Genomic DNA, 1,222 nt, shown 5'->3' on the forward strand with positions numbered 1-1,222 from the left:
AGATAGCAGACAATTGAGCCAAGGAATGTCGGCTATAAAACAAAATTGTATGCTGCTAATTGTGCACTAAAATTTGTTCGCCAACACATAAACAAGATATTTGTTGATGTAGATTTGATGCCGATTGAGCAACGCTGTTTTTATTGAGCACGAAATAAAAAAGGAGCCAAATCTATGGCTCCTTTTTGGGAGGGAAGTGGGTGAGATCTATAAACCCATCTCTGACTTGATCTGCTCTAACCAGTGGGCGATGCGCTCGTCAGATAAGCTCGATTGATTGTCCTTATCGAGTACCAAACCAACAAACTCTTCTCCATCAAGGGCGGTAGAGTCGTTGAAATCATACCCATCAGCAGGCCAGCGTCCGACCGTTTCAGCGCCGGCTTCCGTAACATAATCGTACAGCTCGCCTAGCCCATCAACAAACTCGTCTGGATAATTGACCTGATCGCCCAAGCCAAATAGAGCGACTGTTTTTCCGCTTAAGTCCATACCATCAAAGTTAGGGCTGAACTCTTCCCAACTCTCTTCACTACACTCAGCAGACATACCCGGCAGTAACCCTTCACCATAGGTTGGCGTGCCAAGAATCAAGTAGTCGTACTGATCAAATGTGCTCGCATCGCAGCGATTGATATTAAGCGGCTTGTCTGCAACCTCAGCCCCTAATTGCTTAAAAATTTGTTTAGCCACTTTACGAGTGCTACCAGTGTCCGTACCAAAGAAAATCCCTAATTTAGCCATGTTGCTCTCCTTAACTCTAACGTCACTCTAGCTCTGCAATTGGCATTCCACATATAAACCATTGTTTTTAAACAAACTATACTCTGACCATAACAATCAAAAACCTACATTGTTATAAAGCCGACAATCAATCGTCACTCTCAGGCGCAACCCAAGTTATTGGGCGATAAATCTCGACTCTATCCCCTTCATTAACAACTGACTCAAGAGAAGCAGCTTTGCCAAACACACCGACTTTTTGCGCTTCAAGGTCGATAGATGGAAACATCGACAATATTTGCGAAGCATGGATAACCGACATCACGGTTGAACCCGGCTCAACCTCCACGGGCAACCACGCCTGCTCATCTTTTAATGCGTATACAACACTGACCTTCATGCGCAGCCTCCTGCCACACTGGCATTTGCTTGTTCTCGCTTCTTGTTCATTAAGCTAATTTTCTGCTTAATTCCCAACATGACACCAAGCACTAAGAAG

2 protein-coding genes are annotated in these 1,222 nt (G+C 44.5%); both read right to left on the reverse strand.

Annotation, left to right across the window (positions count from 1 at the left end; genetic code table 11):
• Window positions 1-207: 207 nt before the first annotated feature.
• Window positions 208-744, reverse strand: coding sequence for a flavodoxin (locus QTO00_RS19945; RefSeq protein WP_331426297.1), 537 nt, complete (start codon window positions 742-744; stop codon window positions 208-210).
• 127 nt (window positions 745-871) lie between these two features.
• A complete protein-coding gene (locus QTO00_RS19950) occupies window positions 872-1,123 on the reverse strand; it encodes an RnfH family protein (RefSeq protein ID WP_331426298.1) in 252 nt (83 codons plus the stop codon).
• Window positions 1,124-1,222 lie beyond the last annotated feature (99 nt).

Source organism: Vibrio sp. M260118, from assembly GCF_036533755.1.
GTDB lineage: Bacteria > Pseudomonadota > Gammaproteobacteria > Enterobacterales > Vibrionaceae > Vibrio.